We start from the raw sequence: 15474 nt of genomic DNA on the forward strand, positions 1-15474 counted from the left end.
GCGGCCCTACACCTTCACCAGGTCGTCGGCGTGGATCACCGGGCGCTGCATGCCTTCCGGGAGTTCGGTGGTGGAGCGGCCGGTCATGGTCTGTAGTTCGGTGCTGTCGTATTCGACGACGCCGCGGGCGACCACACGGCCGTCGGGGGCCACCAGATCGATGACGTCACCGCCGTAGAAGCGGCCGCGCACGCCCGTGATACCGGCCGCGAGCAGGGAGCGGCGGCGGTGCGCGACGGCCTGCACGGCGCCCTCGTCGAGCAGTACGGCGCCGCGGCTGTCGGCGGCGTGCCGGACCCAGAACTTGCGGGCCGACAGGCGGACCGGGCGCGCGGCGAAGGCGGTGCCGACGGAGGCGCCGGTGAGCGCGGCGGCCGCATCCGAGGCCGCGGCCAGCAGCACGGGGACACCGGCGTCGGCGGCCAGCCGGGCCGCCGACAGCTTCGAGGCCATGCCGCCGGTGCCGAGCGCCCCGCCGCTGCCCGCGATCACGCCGTCGAGGTCGGCGCTGCTGCGCACCTCCGGGATGAACGCCGCCGCACCCTTGCGGGGATCGCCGTCGTAGAGCCCGTCCACATCCGACAGCAGCACCAGCGCATCCGCACCGACCAGGTGCGCGACCAACGCGGCCAGCCGATCGTTGTCACCGAACCGGATCTCCTCGGTGGCGATGGTGTCGTTCTCGTTGACCACGGCGACCGCGTGCAGCGACCGCAGCCGATCCAGCGTCCGCTGCGCATTGCGGTGGTGCTCGCGGCGCGAGAAGTCCCCCGCCGTCAGCAGCACCTGACCGACGGTGCGCTCGTAGCGCGCGAAGGAGGTCCCCCAGGCGTGCGCCAGCGCCAGCTGCCCGACGCTCGCCGCCGCCTGCTTGGTAGCCAAATCCTTTGGCCGAGAAGACAATTTGAGCGGCGCGATACCCGCGCCGATGGCGCCGGAGGACACCACCACGACGTCGGACCCGGCCCGCATCCGCGCCTCGACGGCATCGGCCAGCCTGTCCAGCCGCCCGGTGTCGAGCCCACCCTCCAGACTGGTCAACGCCGACGACCCGATCTTCACAACCACACTGCGCGCCGTAGCGACCGCCCGCCGCGCCTCACTCAACTCGCGCCCCGAATCAACCTGCGTCATACCCGAACTCACTCCCACAAGAACCCCCGCCACGCATTCCCGCACCCCTTGCGCATTCCCGCACCCTCCCCAGGGCCTTGCGAGGGGTGCGGGAACTGGTAGGGGGTGCGGGAATTGGGGCTCACGGCCGGTCCTCGTCCTCCGAGACCAGGCCGCGGCGGACTCGGGAGGCGTGCTTGCGCTCGGCCGCCGAGATCCGCTCGGTCTGGTCGATGCGGGGGTCGGTGCCGCGGCCGGTCATCACGGTGTCGACGCCCGCGGAGATCTGCGGTTCCCAGTCGAAGCTGATGTCGCCGATGGTCACGGGGGCGCCGGGCTCGGCGCCCAACCGCGCCAGCTTCTCCTCCACGCCCAGGCGGGCCAGCCGGTCGGCCAGATAGCCCACGGCCTCGTCGTTGTCGAACTGGGTCTGGCGCACCCAGCGCTCGGGGCGCTCGCCGCGCACGATGAAACCGCCGGGCACGTCGGGATCCACCTCGACGGTGAAACCGCTCTCGCCCTTGACCACCGGCCGGATCACCGGCCGCTTCGGCGCCGCCTTCGGATGCGCCTCGCGGTACTCGCGAACCAGGTCCGCGAGCGCGAAACTCAACTGCCGCAAGCCTTCCCGGCTGACCGCCGAGATCTTGAACACCGGCCAGCCGCGCGCGGCGAACTCCGGGGTCACCATATCGGCGAGCTCGTCGGCATCGGGTATGTCGGTCTTGTTGAGGATCACCACGCGCGGGCGGTCCGCCAGGTCTCCGAGCCCGGCGTCGGCCTTCAGCGCGGGCTTGTACGCGGCCAGTTCGGCCTCCAGCGCGTCCACATCCGAGATCGGATCGCGGCCGGGTTCCAGGGTCGCGCAGTCCACCACGTGCGCCAGCACCGCGCACCGCTCCAGGTGCCGCAGGAAGTCCAGGCCCAGACCGCGGCCGTCGCTCGCCCCGGGGATCAGTCCGGGCACGTCGGCGATGGTGAAGGTGGTGTCCCCGCTGGACACCACGCCCAGGTTCGGCACCAGCGTGGTGAACGGGTAGTCGGCGATCTTCGGCTTGGCCGCGGACAGCACCGAGACCAGCGACGATTTCCCGGCCGACGGGAAGCCCACCAGCCCGACATCGGCGACAGACTTCAGCTCGAGGACGAGATCGCGTTCCTCGCCCTCCTCGCCGAGCAGCGCGAAGCCGGGCGCCTTACGCGCCCGCGACACCAGCGCCGCGTTGCCGAGCCCGCCGCGCCCGCCGCGCGCGGCGACGAACCGGCTGCCGCCGCCGACCATATCGGCCAGCACCTCGCCGTCCGGGCCGATCACCACGGTGCCGTCCGGCACCTTCAGCAGCAGTTCGCCGCCCTGTTTACCGTCCCGGTTGCCGCCCTCGCCGGGCTTTCCGCTGCCCGCCTTGGCGTGCGGGTGGAAGTGGAAGTCCAGCAGGGTGTGCACATTGGGGTCGACCTCGAGGATGACGTCCCCGCCGTTGCCCCCGTTACCGCCGTCGGGACCGCCGAGCGGCTTGAACTTCTCCCGATGGACCGACGCGCACCCGTGGCCGCCCTTCCCGGCGCGGACGTGCAGCACGACGCGATCGATGAACTTGGACATGGACCTGATCATCCTCCTTCTCGAACGGTCGACTGGTCCTGAAGACACGAAAACGGGCCAGGGTGTTCGTCACCCTGACCCGCTTCGAAGTTGTGGAAGGCTCTCCGGCGCGGCTCAGGCCTGCGCCGGCTCCGGAACCACGATGTTGACGGTCTTGCGGCCGCGCTTGCTGCCGAACTGGACCGAGCCCGCCTCGAGGGCGAACAGCGTGTCGTCGCCGCCGCGGCCGACGTTCACGCCCGGGTGGAAGTGGGTGCCGCGCTGGCGGACCAGGATCTCGCCGGCCTTGACCGTCTGGCCGCCGAAGCGCTTGACGCCGAGCCGCTGGGAATTGGAATCGCGACCGTTGCGGGAGCTGGACGCACCCTTCTTGTGTGCCATTGCTGAGACTCCTCCGAGTGGGGGCCGGGCGGCCCGCCTACTTCAAACTTCGGTGCGGTTACTTGATGCCGGTGACCTTCAGGACCGTCAGCTTCTGACGGTGGCCCTGACGCTTGTGGTAGCCGGTCTTGTTCTTGAACTTGTGGATGCGGATCTTCGGGCCCTTGGTCTGCTCGACCACCTCGGCGGACACCGACACCTTGGCCAGCTTGTCCGCATCGGTGGTCAGCTCGGCGCCGTTCACGACCAGCACCGGCGACAGCGACACGGCAGTGCCCGGCTCACCCTCGAGCTTCTCGACCTTCACCAGGTCACCGACCGCGACCTTGTACTGCTTTCCGCCGGTCTTGACGATCGCGTACGTTGCCATCGGTCGGCTACCCTCTTCCTCTACTAGTGCTCGGCACTGTGCTCACGCGGCCGGACTGCCGGATCGCACCGGAGACCGCCGCACGTCTGGTCTGGTAATCACGCCGCCTCGGTGCCTGGTGGGTTCTCGTATGGAACCGGCCCTGCTTTGCAGCAATCAGGCGACACAGCGCAGTGCTGTCACCGGGCAGCGACTGTCCAAGATTACAGGACGCCCACCCGCCCAACCAAACCGGCCCCCGCGCCCTGATCCCCACACGTCCATCACATCGGCCGGACACGACGCAGGCCCGCACCGGGTCGGTGCGGGCCTGCGGTCGGTCTGCGCTCAGTCGGACTGTTCCGGGGCGCCCGCGGCCCTACCGGCCGACCGGCGGCGCGGGCGGCTGCGCGGCGGCACCTCCGGCGCGGGGATGTCGGTGAGGTCGACGGACGGGGCCTGCTGCTCCGTGCTGGACAGCACGAACACCGCGCCCTCGGCATCGGTGCTGGGCGCCGCGGTACTGCGCGCCACCCGGCGCCGCCCACGGCGAGCCGTGTCGGGCGCCTGCTCACCTGTCGAGGCGGCAGTCCCGGATCCACCACTCTCCGCCGGTGCCGTGCTACCCGCTGGCCCGCCGCTGACCGGCGCCGCGGCAGTACTCGATCCCGCACCCGAGGGTTCGGCGCTCGATGATGCGCCAGCGTCCGATGATGCGGCACGGCCTGCCGACACAACCGTGTCCGAAGACGCAGCTGTGCTCGGTGCACCAGCGGCCGAAGTCGCAGCAGGATCCGAAGACGCCGCAGCCTCCGAGGCAGCAGGCGCGCCCGATGTAACTCCCGCTTCCCGGGCGGCAGCAGTGCCGGACGGCGCGGCAGCATCCGAGGAAGCGGTGGTGCCCGACGTTTCAGCAGCCGCGGTATCCGACAGCGCGGCGGTGCTCGACGCGTTGGCGTCGGCCCCGGCAGCAGCGGTCGACGGCACACCCGAATCCGACACGGCAGCAGCGCTCGATGACGCACCTGCATCCGACTCGGCAGCGGTGCTCGATGACACACCCGCGTCCGATGCGGCAGCTGTACTCGATGCCGCGGCAGCGGTATCCGGCAGTGCAGCGGGGCTCGACGCACCGGCTTCCGACCCGGCGGCCGACGGCGCCGAGGCGCTTGCGGAGTCCGCCGATTTACCGGCCACTTCGGCCCGGTCCGCGCTGCGGTCGCTCCCGCGCCGTGCCCGGCGCCGCGAGCGTGTGGCAGTTCCCGAGGACTCGCGGCTCGACGCACGGTCGGTTCCGGCGTCCGGTTCCGCCTGCGTCCCTGCCGAACTCGCCGCGCCGGACTCCGCCGTCACGACCTCGAGCTCGGCCTCGGTGACCCCTTCGGCCTGGTGCGCGGCCATTGCCAGCGCGACCGGATGCGCCCGCTTGGCGGCCGCGTCCTCCTCGTGGTCCCCGTCGACATGGGCGGCCGTGCCGTTGGTGGCGGGCGCCGCGGCGGGCTTGTCCTTGTCCTTCTCTTTGTCCTTGCGGCGGCGTCGGCCCTCGCGACGGCCCGAGCTCTCCTCGGTGGGCGCGGTCTCGACCGGGTAGTTGTGCACGAGGATGCCGCGGCCGTGGCAGTGCTCGCAGACGGTGGAGAACGCCTCCACCAGTCCGGTGCCCAGCTTCTTGCGGGTCATCTGCACCAGGCCCAGCGACGTCACCTCCGACACCTGGTGGCGGGTGCGGTCGCGGCCGAGCGCCTCGGTCAGACGGCGCAGCACCAGATCCCGGTTGGATTCCAGCACCATGTCGATGAAGTCGACGACGATCATGCCGCCGATATCGCGCAGCCGCATCTGCCGCACGATCTCCTCGGCGGCCTCCAGGTTGTTGCGGGTGACCGTCTCTTCCAGGTTGCTGCCGCCCGCACCGGTGAACTTGCCGGTGTTGACGTCGATCACCGTCATCGCCTCGGTGCGCTCGATGATCAGCGTGCCGCCCGAGGGCAGCCACACCTTGCGATCGAGCGCCTTGGCCAGCTGTTCGTCGATGCGGAAGCTGCCGAACACATCGACATTGCCGTTGTCGTACCGCTCGACTCGCGCCAGCAGATCCGGCGCCACCGTGCGGATGTAGCTCTCCACGGTCGTCCAGGACCGGTCGCCCTCGATGACCAGCTTGGAGAAGTCCTCGTTGAACAGGTCGCGGATCACCTTGACCAGGAGATCGGGCTCCTCGTACAGCGTCTTCGGCGCGCCCGAGCCGTTCTTGGACTGGTCCTCGATGGTCTTCCAGGTGGCCTGCAGCCGCTCCACGTCGCGGGCCAGCTCGGTCTCGCTGACGCCTTCGGACGCGGTGCGGATGATGACCCCCGCGTCCTGCGGGACGATATCGCGCAGGATCTCCTTGAGCCGCTTGCGCTCGGTATCGGGCAGCTTGCGGCTGATACCCGTGGAGCTGCCGCCCGGCACGTACACCAGGAAGCGGCCCGCCAGCGAGATCTGCGTGGTCAGCCGGGCGCCCTTGTGCCCCACCGGATCCTTCGACACCTGCACCAGCACCGTGTCACCGGGCTTGAGCGCCTGCTCGATCTTGCGCTCCTTGCCGCCGAGCCCGGCGGCCTCCCAGTTCACCTCGCCGGCGTAGAGCACGCCGTTGCGGCCGCGGCCGATGTCGACGAACGCCGCCTCCATGCTGGGCAGCACGTTCTGCACCTTGCCCAGGTACACGTTGCCCACCATGGACGCTTGGCCGGTGCTGGTCACGAAGTGCTCGACCAGGATGTTGTCCTCGAGCACCGCGACCTGGGTGGTGGCGGACGCGTGGTCGTGCTGGTCGGGGAAGACCTTCTCGCGCACCACCATCACCCGGTCCACCGACTCGCGGCGGGCCAGGAATTCGGATTCGGTCAGGATCGGCGGCCGGCGGCGGCCGGCCTCGCGTCCGTCGCGGCGGCGCTGGCGCTTGGCCTCGAGGCGGGTGGAGCCGCTGATGCCCTGCACCTCGTCGCTGGCCGCGCGGCGCTTATTGCGCGGCTCGCGCTCGTGCACGACGGTATTCGGCGGATCGTCGTCGCTCGGCTCGGTGCCGTCGGCATCGTCGCCCGCCTTGCGCCGCCGCCGACGACGGCGACGACGGCTGGAACCCTCCGGCACGCCGCCCTCGTCCGCGCCGTCCTCGGTGGCGTCGCCGTCCTCGGAGCCGGACTCGGCCGAGTCCCGGTCGGTGTCGTCGGAGTCGTTGTCGTCCGAATCGTCGGAGTCGGCATGCTGTTCGCCGCGTCCCCGGCCACGCCCGCGGCGGCCGCGGCGACGGCGGCGCGAACGGCCACCGTCCTCGCCGTCGTCGCGGGACTGGTCGTCGTCCCACGCGCCGGATTCGGACTCGGTCTCGGCCTCGTCGGCGGCGACGCTGTCCTCCGGCCGCTGCTTGGCGGGCTTGTCCTCGACGGGCTTGTCGGGCTTGTCCTCGACGGGCTTGTCGAGCTTGTCCTCGGTGGTCTGCGACTGCCGCTCGACGCGCCGCTTGCGCCGCATCTCCTGGGCGGCGGTGGCGTCCGGCGGCAGGAACAGCGGGGTGGCCAGCACGGCGGGCGCCTCGAACACCACCGGCTCGGGGGCGGGCGGTTCCGGCGCATGGAAGGGGCTGGTGAACAGCGACTGACTGGGGTGCGGCGGTTCGGCGGAACCGGGCTGCCCGGACGACGCCGCGCCGTGGGCGACAGTCCCGGCGGAGGCCGACACCGCCTCGTCGGCCTCGGCCGCAGTGGTCCGAGCGGGCGCGGCGGCTGCGGCGCCAGAGGTCGCCTCGCCTGCGGCTGTCCCACCGGACGCCTCGGCCGCCCCGGCGCTTTCAGCTGCCGCCGCCCCAGCGGTTGGTTCGGTCGCGGTCGTCCCAGCCGACGCCTTCGCTGTCCCGGCGTTCGCTCCAGCGGCGGACGTCCCCGGGTTCGCTCCGACTTCGGCCGTCCCGGCGTTCGCTCCGGCAGCGGACGTCCCCCGGTTCGCTCCGACTTCGGCCGTCCCGGCGTTCGCTCCAGCTCCGGACGCCCCTGAGTTCGCTCCGGCAGCGCCGGTCGCCGCAGACACTTCGGCTGCGGCCGTTCCGGCGGTCTCCCCAGCGGCAGGCGTCCCCGCAGTCGTCCCGGTTGCGGTCGGCTGCGCCGAAGTCGGCGCAGTCCCGGTAACCCCGGACCCGGCCGTCGCCGCGGCGGGACCGGATGCCCCCGCCTCCTCGTCCGGAACGAGCGCGTCCCGGACCGATTCGGCGACCGTGCGGTCCAGGTTCGACTGCGGGCTGCGGGCCTCGGCCCCCAGTTCGGTCAGGTGGGCCAGGATGCGTCTACTGGTGGTCCCCAGCAGCTTCGCCAGCGCATGGACCCGGATTCGTTCGGGCAACTGCGCCGCCTCCCCTGCCCCGGCCGCCTCGTTCGAGGCGGGTTCACCATTGCTCTGCGACGTATCCTGCGGCTCTTGATCGGCCACGAAATCTCCTCGGGCCCCCGGGCGCGTCCCTCCCGTACGGGGAGTGACGCGGCCGACGCGGGGGCACTGTCCGTTCGCCTCACACCGCGGGGGCGCAAGGTCCTGTGGTCTCGCCCCGCGTGCCCCGTTATCACCTTGTCGTTCGTCGGTCGGGCTAACTGGTCACGCGGCGCCTGGCTGTTGGCTTCGACACCGGGACTCGAGCGCTCATCCAGCGTGCCGCCGGACAGCCGAGTCTTGGAACCGTCCGGGGGCAGCGATGATCGGCGTCGAACCGCGATGCCATCGGGTGCTTTCGCCACCCACCGCAAACGGCGAGCGTCGATCACATCCACTGTCAGTATCCCATACCGTGCGCCGGGCCTCCGCCATCGACGCTCTCCTACGGGGGCTCCGGGCCCGTCCGGCCCAGGCCCGCGGCGCACTGACACGGGTTTGCGCCCCGCCGCCGGAGCGGCCGAATTCGGCGCTCGGCGCGGTATCGCGGACCGGAACCGGGGATTGCTACTGGGTGAGTTCGGGGAACCAGAGCGCGATCTCGCGCTTGGCGGATTCGGGCGAGTCGGAACCGTGGACGAGGTTGAACTGGGTCTCGAGGGCGAAGTCGCCGCGGATGCTGCCCGGCACGGCCTTCTCGACCGGGTCGGTCCCGCCGGCGATCTGGCGGAAGGCGGTGATGGCGCGCGGACCCTCGAGGACCGCCGCGACCACCGGGCCGGAGGTGATGAACTCGATCAGGGAGGCGTAGAACGGCTTTTCGGCATGCTCGGCGTAGTGGGCCGCGGCGACCTCCTCGGAGACCTGCTTCCGCTCCAGTGCCGCGATCTTCAGTCCCTTGCGCTCGATGCGGGTGATGACCTCACCAATCAGGCCCCGGGCCACGCCATCGGGCTTGATGAGTACCAACGTCTGCTCAGTCACGGCGACACTGTAACCGTCCTGCGCACGGTATTCCGAACCGAAGCCGTCAAGAACCCTGCTGCATGCGCTGGCTGGGCAGCATTCCCTGATCCATCCGGCGCTTCACGTCCGAGCGCAGCACCAGGATGAACGCCCAGACTGCGGCGAAGATCACTCCGACGGCCAGCATCGACGCGTGGATGAACCCGCCCAGCAGCACCAGCACCTGCAGGCTCAGGTTGAACGGCACCGCCCACGGCCGCCGCTGCAGTCCGGCACCGACGATCATCAGCACCGCCAGGCCCACCAGGAAGATGATCGACCAGGGGCCGAGCCCGCCACCGACGGCCGCGACCACCGGCAGCGCCAGCAGCACGGTGATGGCCTCGAGAACGAGCGACCCGGCCATGACGCCGCGCAGCCCCTTCCACGGATCGGTGGCGGGGGGCGGTACGGCCTTGTCGGTCATGCGGGATCCTTTCCGAACAGGGAGCGGGCCGCCCCCGCGGTGACGACCGAACCGGTGATCACGATCCCCGCCCCCGACACCGGCTCCCCGGATTCCCCGGCCTCCTCCGCGATGGCGATCGCGGATTCGACGGCGTCGGCGAGGGTGGTGGCGGTGACGACGCGTTCGTCGCCGAAGGTCTGTACGGCCAGGTCGGCGAGGTCGTCGACGGCCAGGGCGCGCGGGGAACCGTTGGTGGTGACGACGATCTCGTCGAACACCGGCTCCAGTGCCCGCAGGATACCGGCGGCGTCCTTGTCCGACAGCACCGCGACCACACCGACCAGCTTGCGGAAGTCGAACTCGTCGGTGAGCGCGGCGGCCAGCGCCCGAGCGCCCGCCGGATTGTGCGCGGCGTCGAGGAAGATGGTCGGCGCGCTGCGCATGCGTTCCATCCGGCCGGGGCTGATCGCGGCCGCGAATCCCGCTCGGACGGCGTCGATGTCGAGCTGCTTCTGCGCGCCCGCGCCGAAGAACGCCTCCACCGCGGCCAGCGCCACCACCGCGTTGCGGGCCTGATGCTCGCCGTGCAGCGGCAGGAAGATCTCGTCGTACACCCCGCCCAGGCCCTGGATCTCGAGCACCTGGCCGCCGACGGCGACGCGCCGCGACAGCAGCCGGAACTCCGCGCCCTCGCGGGCCACCGCGGCGTCGGTCTCGACGGTGCGCCGCAGCAGCACCTCCATCGCCTCGGGCTCCTGCTCGGCGATGATGGCCACGGTCTCGCGCGGGACCAGCGGATCCTCCGTGGCCTTCTTGATGATCCCGGCCTTCTCCCCCGCGATCGAGGTGAGATCCGGGCCCAGGTAGTCGGTGTGGTCCAGCCCGATCGGGGTGATGACCGCGACCTGGCCGTCGATGACGTTGGTGGCGTCCCAGGTGCCGCCCATCCCGGTCTCCACCACCGCGACGTCCACCGGCGCCTCGGCGAAGGCGGCGTAGGCCATGGCGACCAGCACCTCGAACTTGCTCATCCGCGGGCCGCCCGCCGCCTGCGACTGCTGGTCGATCATGTCCAGGTACGGCTGCAGCTCGCGATAGATCTCGACGTAGCGGGCGGGGCTGACGGGCTCGTTGTCGACGGCGATGCGCTCGGTGGCCAGCTGCAGATGCGGGCTGGTGAAGCGGCCGGTGCGCCGGTGCAGCGCGCTCAGCAGCGCGTCGATCATGCGGGTGACCGACGTCTTGCCATTGGTGCCCGCCACGTGGATGGCCGGATACCCGTGCTGCGGAGAGCCGAGCAGATCCATCAGCGTGGCGATGCGAGTCAGCGACGGCTCGATCTTGGTCTCGCCCCAGCGCTGGTCGAGTTCGGCCTCGACCAGCGCCATTTCGGCGAGATCCACCGGAGACGGGCCGGAGTGCAGCCGCTGCTCCCCGCCGCGCTGCCGCTCCGGCTCGGCGTTCGCGCCGTCCTCGCCCGCGCTCACTCGCCCGCCTTGCCGATCTCGTCGAGCCGGGCGCCGATGCGCGCCACTTCGGATTCGGCGACCTCCCGGCGGGCGCGGATCTTGGCCACCACCTCATCGGGCGCCTTGGCCAGGAAAGCCTCGTTGCCGAGCTTCGCCGTGGTGCCCGCCAATTCCTTCTGCGCGGCCGCCAGATCCTTCTCCAGGCGGCGGCGCTCGGCGTCGAGGTCGACCGTGCCGGAGGTGTCGAGTTCCACGGTCACGGTGGTGGCCGACAACCGGACCTCCACCGACGCGGTGGCCGAGAAGCCGTCGCCGGGCTCGGTCAGGCGGGCCAGCGACGCGATCTCGGCGTCGAGCCCGGTCAGGTCGGCGGTGTCGACGCCGATCAGCCGGGCCGCCACCTTCTGCTTGTCGGTGAGGCCCTGATCGCTGCGGAAGCGGCGGATCTCGGTGATCAGCTTCTGGGCGTCGGCGATGCGACGGGCGGCGCGTTCGTCCGCGGCGATGCCGGAGCGCTGCGGCCACGCCGCGACCACCACGGACTCGCCGCCGGTGAGGGCCCGCCACAGGGTCTCGGTGACGAACGGGATCACCGGGTGCAGCATGCGCAGCAGCGCGTCCAGCACGCTGCCGAGCACCACGCGGGTACTCGCCGCCCGCTCCTCGGACTCGGCGAACTGCACCTTCGCCAGCTCCAGGTACCAGTCGCACAGCTCGTCCCACGCGAAGTGGTACAGCGCCTCGCAGCCCTTGCCGAACTCGTAGCGGTCGAAGGCCGAATCCACCTCGGCCCGAACCTCTTCCAGCCGATCCAGGATCCAGTGATCGGCGTCGGTCAGGGTCTCCCGGGCCAATCCCGTTTCCCCGGCATGCTCCGACCCCTTTTCCCCGGCATGCGTTTGGCCGGGGACAGCGCCGTTCATGAGCGCGAACTTCGTCGCGTTGAACAGCTTGGTGACGAAGTTGCGCGACGCCTGCACGTGCGCCGGGCCCACCGACAGGTCGCTGCCGGGCTGCGCGCCGCGGGCGAGGGTGAATCGCGTTGCGTCGGCGCCGTATTCGTCGATCCAGTCCAGCGGATCGATGCCGATGCCCTTCGACTTGGAGTACTTGCGGCCCTGCTCGTCGCGAATCAGGCCGTGCAGGAACACATCCCGGAACGGCACCTGCGCCGACCCCGAATCCTTGCCCGCCGTAATGGCCGGGTCGTCGTCGACGAACGTGCCGAACATCATCATCCGCGCCACCCAGAAGAACAGGATGTCGTAGCCGGTGACGAGGACGCTGGTGGGATAGAACTTCGCCAGCTCGGGGGTGGCGTCGGGCCAGCCCATGGTGGAGAACGGCCACAGGCCGGAGGAGAACCAGGTGTCGAGCACGTCCGGGTCCTGCACGTAGCCCTCCGGCGCCTGCTCGTCCGGTCCGACACAGACGATCTCGCCCTCGGGGCCGTACCAGATCGGAATGCGGTGGCCCCACCACAGCTGGCGCGAGATGCACCAGTCGTGCATGTTGTCGACCCAGGCGAACCAGCGCGGCTCCTGGCTCGCCGGATGAATCACGGTCTCGCCATTGCGAACCGCGTCCCCGGCGGCCTTGGCCAGCGATTCGACCTTCACCCACCACTGCATCGACAGTCGCGGCTCGATCGGCTCGCCGCTGCGTTCGGAGTGGCCGACGCTGTGGATGTAGGGGAACTTGCGGCCGACCACGCGCCCCTCGGCCTCGAGCCGCTCGCGGATCTTCGCGCGCGCCTCGAACCGGTCCATGCCGTCGAATTCGGTTCCGGTACCGGCGATCCGGCCGGTCTCGTCCATGATCGTCGGCATCGGCAGGTTGTGGCGCAGGCCGATCTCGAAGTCGTTGGGGTCGTGCGCCGGGGTGATCTTCAGTGCGCCGGTACCGAATTCGGGATCGGTGTAGTCGTCGGCGATCACCGGGATCTGGCGGCCGGTGATCGGGTGGTAGAGGGTGGTGCCGACGAAATCCTTGTAGCGCTCGTCGTCGGGGTGCACGGCGATGGCGGTGTCGCCGAGCATCGTCTCGACGCGGGTGGTGGCCACGATCACGTGCGGCTCGTCGTCGTTCAGCGAGCCGTAGCGCAGCGACACCAGCTCGCCTTCGCGGTCCTCGTACTTGACCTCGATATCGGAGATGGCGGTGCGCAGTTCCGGCGACCAGTTCACCAGCCGCTCGGCGCGGTAGATCAGCCCGGCGTCGTAGAGCCGCTTGAAGATGGTCTGCACCGCGCGCGAGAGGCCGTCGTCCATGGTGAAGCGGTCGCGGCTCCAGTCCACGCCCTCGCCGAGGCGGCGCATCTGCCCCTGGATGGTGCCGCCGGATTCGCGCTTCCAGTCCCAGACCTTGTCGATGAACAGCTCACGGCCGAAGTCCTCCTTGGACTTGCCGTCGACGGCGAGCTTCTTCTCGACGATGTTCTGGGTGGCGATCCCGGCGTGGTCCATGCCGGGCAGGAACAGCACCTCGCAGCCCTGCATGCGCTTGCGGCGGGTGAGCAGGTCCATGAGGGTGTGGTCGAACGCGTGCCCCATGTGCAGGTTGCCGGTGACGTTCGGCGGGGGCAGCACGATCGAATACGGCGGCTTGCTACTGGTGGCATCCGCGGTGAAGTAACCGGCGCCTACCCAGCCCTCGTACAGGTCTGCCTCCACCTCGCTGGGATTCCAGCTCTTGGGGAGGGCGTCGGCACGATCACGTGGGTTCTCAGAGGCTGTGCTGGTCACCGTGAGATTCTAAGGACTGGGGCTAGACAGTCGAAGAGCGGGGTTTTCGGCGGATGAGGGACACCGAAAACCCCGCCCACGACATTCAGACTACCGCCGATTTCCATGACCCCGGCCAATCCATATGCAATTCTCAGGTTTTGCCCGAATCCGTTGCGTGGGTGCGGCTTTGCCCCTCAGCTCCGGTTCAGGAAACAGCCCGAATCTCCGGTCGCCAGTGTGTGCCGAAGCACAAAAAACAGGCACTGGTTCAGTCGATTGTGGAATCTTCCTCCACCAGGTCCGTATTCAGCGCGATGGCGGCCGCCGAGGCGGCACCGGCGGCCGTGATGACCTGCGCACCCGGATTGGTGACATTGCCCGCGGCCCATACACCGGGGACGGAAGTGCGTCCCGAGGGATCGGTGACCGCCCATCCGGTCTCGGCCACCGCGCAGCCGAGGGCGGACAGCACGGCGTTGTCGGGGACGAAGGTCGGCGCGACGAATACCGCCGCCCGCGGCACCGCGCTGCCGTCGGCCAGTTCGACCCCGCGCAGCCGGTCGTCCTCGACGGCCAGCCGCGCCACCTTGCCGTCGACGATGCGCACACCGCGTCCGGCGATGCGGCGGCGCTCCGCGTCGGTCAGCGCCATGGTGTGCGGGAAGAACACGACGTCGTCGGACCACTGCGGCAGCAGCAGCGCCAGGTGCACCGCGCGGGCCAAGGCACCCGGTTCGTCGCCGCCTATCAGTCCCAGCGGCTGGTCGGCCACCTCGTAGCCGTGGCAGTACGGGCAATGCAGCACGTCACGGCCCCAGCGCTCGCGGACACCCGCAACCTCCGGCAGTTCGTCGCGCAGGCCGGTGGCCACCAGCACTCGCCGCGCCCGCAGCGTCCGGCCACCGGCCAGACGGAGCTCGAACTCCGCACCGGAGCCCGCCGCGCCGATCACCCGATCGTCGACCAGCTCGACCCCGTACCCGGCGACCTCGCGCCGCCCGACGGCCAGCAGCTCGCCCGGCGGCATCCCGTCCCGGGAAAGAAAGCCCTGCATATGCTCGGCCGGGGCGTTGCGCGGCTGTCCCGCGTCGACCACCGCCACCCGCCGGCGCGACCGTCCCAGCACCAGCGCCGCCGACAGCCCGGCCGCGCCGCCACCCACGATCACCACGTCGTATCTCGTCTCACTCATGATCGCAACGGTGCCGAACCGCGGCGGATTCGGCAAAGAACGTTGCCGTTTCCGGGACAACCCCGAATCCGCTCCCGCGCCGCAACTCCGGGCACGAAATCAGGGTCATCCCTGTTGCAGAACGGGATTTCGGCCGGGACGCTGTAAGAGGTGAACCCTCCGCTCGAAGCCGGCCAGCTGCGCTCCCCCGAACCGCATGTCGTCACGCCCGATACGGTGCACGATCTGCGGGGCCGCGACGTCGACGAATTGCGCTATCCCGCAACGGCGGCCGTGATCTTCACCGGGGTTCCGGGCGCGGGCAAGAGCACCGCCCTGCGCAGGCTGTTCGGCGATGTGGGCACGGCGGTGGAGGCGGTCGAGCACAGCGGCGCGACGCTCGTGGACTCGCAGCAGTCACGCAACTGGTGGCACCGCCGCCTGGGGCGGCTGCCCTACGCGCTGTGGTTGCCGATCGTGCACCTCACCCACTACCGCCGCATCCGGCGCGCGCTGCACGAGGCCCGCACCCCGGTGGTGGTGCACGACTGCGGAACTCGCCGCTGGGTTCGCCGCCTGATCGCTGCCTGGGCCGCGCAGGGCGGCCGGGACGTGCACATCATCATGATCGACGTCCCCGCCGAGGCGGCGCGGGCCGGTCAGCGCGCGCGAGGCCGACGCGTGAGCAGGATCAGCTTCGTGCTGCACTACGCCCGCTGGCGGCGGATCGTCGGCCGCGTCACCACCGGCACCGCGCCGCGCCCCCGCCCCGCCTCCGTGGTCGTTCTCGATCGCGCGACGGTCTCCGGGTTGCGGGCGATTTCGTTCATTTCCTGAGTGCCTC

11 protein-coding genes are annotated in these 15474 nt (G+C 70.6%); 1 reads left to right on the plus strand and 10 read right to left on the minus strand.

Features of this window, described 5'->3' with window-relative positions; all coding sequences use genetic code 11:
- Positions 1 to 6 precede the first annotated feature (6 nt).
- From proB to NM1_RS18435, 10 genes are all read right to left on the minus strand, one after another.
- Positions 7 to 1107 (minus strand): glutamate 5-kinase, encoded by a 1101-nt coding sequence (gene proB, locus NM1_RS18390; RefSeq protein WP_068021240.1) that lies wholly within the window; start codon positions 1105 to 1107, stop codon positions 7 to 9.
- A 148-nt stretch (positions 1108 to 1255) separates the two neighbouring features.
- Positions 1256 to 2716 (minus strand): GTPase ObgE, encoded by a 1461-nt coding sequence (gene obgE, locus NM1_RS18395; RefSeq protein WP_068021118.1) that lies wholly within the window; start codon positions 2714 to 2716, stop codon positions 1256 to 1258.
- Positions 2717 to 2830: 114 nt separating this feature from the next.
- On the minus strand, positions 2831 to 3097 hold the full coding sequence (gene rpmA / locus NM1_RS18400) for a 50S ribosomal protein L27 (protein WP_068021120.1): 267 nt from the start codon (positions 3095 to 3097) through the stop codon (positions 2831 to 2833).
- 58 nt (positions 3098 to 3155) lie between these two features.
- The gene (gene rplU, locus NM1_RS18405) at positions 3156 to 3467 is read right to left on the minus strand and encodes a 50S ribosomal protein L21 (RefSeq protein ID WP_068021122.1); all 312 of its coding nucleotides are present in this window, start codon (positions 3465 to 3467) and stop codon (positions 3156 to 3158) included.
- A gap of 327 nt (positions 3468 to 3794) precedes the next feature.
- Positions 3795 to 7913: a translation initiation factor IF-2 N-terminal domain-containing protein gene (locus NM1_RS41235; protein ID WP_084519753.1), complete on the minus strand. Its 4119-nt coding sequence runs from the start codon at positions 7911 to 7913 to the stop codon at positions 3795 to 3797.
- Between the two features lie 504 nt (positions 7914 to 8417).
- Positions 8418 to 8834 (minus strand): nucleoside-diphosphate kinase, encoded by a 417-nt coding sequence (gene ndk / locus NM1_RS18415; RefSeq protein WP_068021124.1) that lies wholly within the window; start codon positions 8832 to 8834, stop codon positions 8418 to 8420.
- A gap of 46 nt (positions 8835 to 8880) precedes the next feature.
- Positions 8881 to 9282 carry a DUF4233 domain-containing protein gene (locus NM1_RS18420; RefSeq protein ID WP_068021126.1) on the minus strand — a complete coding sequence of 134 codons (402 nt, stop codon included), beginning with the start codon at positions 9280 to 9282 and terminating at the stop codon, positions 8881 to 8883.
- Entirely contained in the window at positions 9279 to 10688 is a 1410-nt protein-coding gene (gene folC / locus NM1_RS18425; protein ID WP_425454306.1) for a bifunctional tetrahydrofolate synthase/dihydrofolate synthase, read from the minus strand. The genes NM1_RS18420 and folC overlap by 4 nt, the downstream gene beginning before the upstream one ends.
- Positions 10689 to 10747: 59 nt before the next feature.
- A complete protein-coding gene (locus NM1_RS18430) occupies positions 10748 to 13477 on the minus strand; it encodes a valine--tRNA ligase (protein ID WP_068021128.1) in 2730 nt (909 codons plus the stop codon).
- A gap of 250 nt (positions 13478 to 13727) precedes the next feature.
- Complete coding sequence (locus NM1_RS18435; protein ID WP_068021244.1) at positions 13728 to 14651, minus strand: NAD(P)/FAD-dependent oxidoreductase; 924 nt, start codon at positions 14649 to 14651, stop codon at positions 13728 to 13730.
- Positions 14652 to 14801: 150 nt separating this feature from the next.
- On the opposite strand from NM1_RS18435, the gene NM1_RS18440 reads away from it, so the two are divergent.
- The gene (locus tag NM1_RS18440; RefSeq protein ID WP_246010812.1) at positions 14802 to 15467 is read left to right on the plus strand and encodes an AAA family ATPase; all 666 of its coding nucleotides are present in this window, start codon (positions 14802 to 14804) and stop codon (positions 15465 to 15467) included.
- Positions 15468 to 15474: the final 7 nt, after the last annotated feature.

The sequence above is a fragment of the Nocardia mexicana NBRC 108244 genome, from assembly GCF_001613165.1.
GTDB lineage: Bacteria > Actinomycetota > Actinomycetes > Mycobacteriales > Mycobacteriaceae > Nocardia > Nocardia mexicana.

What these genes read in the sequence shown, in the direction of transcription:
- rpmA (WP_068021120.1), bottom strand. Translation starts at nt 3,097, where the DNA reads ATGGCACACAAGAAGGGTGCGTCCAGCTCCCGCAACGGTCGCGATTCC.
- obgE (WP_068021118.1), bottom strand. Translation starts at nt 2,716, where the DNA reads ATGTCCAAGTTCATCGATCGCGTCGTGCTGCACGTCCGCGCCGGGAAG.
- NM1_RS18420 (WP_068021126.1), bottom strand. Translation starts at nt 9,282, where the DNA reads ATGACCGACAAGGCCGTACCGCCCCCCGCCACCGATCCGTGGAAGGGG.
- NM1_RS18435 (WP_068021244.1), bottom strand. Translation starts at nt 14,651, where the DNA reads ATGAGTGAGACGAGATACGACGTGGTGATCGTGGGTGGCGGCGCGGCC.
- rplU (WP_068021122.1), bottom strand. Translation starts at nt 3,467, where the DNA reads ATGGCAACGTACGCGATCGTCAAGACCGGCGGAAAGCAGTACAAGGTC.